Raw genomic sequence first — 250 nt, 5'->3', positions numbered from 1 at the left:
AGATCTACGGCGCCCCGAGCGTGAAGGCCGCCTGGTACGGGGCCTGGCGCACCGCCGGAACGGTGAGCAGACAGATCTTCTGGCCGGTGCCCAATGTCGACTCCGTCCTGGTCGGGTTCGAGCGGAGCGATGAGCAGCCGGGCGACGAACAGCTCCGGCTGCGCACGTTCGCGCTCGTCGATGCGGCCTTCCAGCAGCGCAGGAAGACGCTTCGCCAGGCCCTGTCGTCCGTATTCGGCGACCCGTCGGC

The 250-nt window shown here is 69.2% G+C and carries 1 protein-coding gene; it reads left to right on the top strand.

All coding sequences use genetic code 11. From position 1 onward, the window contains the following. Nucleotides 1–20 precede the first annotated feature (20 nt). Nucleotides 21–250, top strand: a 230-nt coding sequence (locus tag SB719_RS21600; protein WP_412159951.1) for an rRNA adenine N-6-methyltransferase family protein, incomplete at its 3' end; no start/stop codon positions are given.

It is taken from the genome of Pantoea sp. SIMBA_079 (genome assembly GCF_046940275.1).
Classification (GTDB): domain Bacteria; phylum Pseudomonadota; class Gammaproteobacteria; order Enterobacterales; family Enterobacteriaceae; genus Pantoea; species Pantoea borealis.
This window is presented reverse-complemented; position numbering and strand designations above follow the sequence as displayed.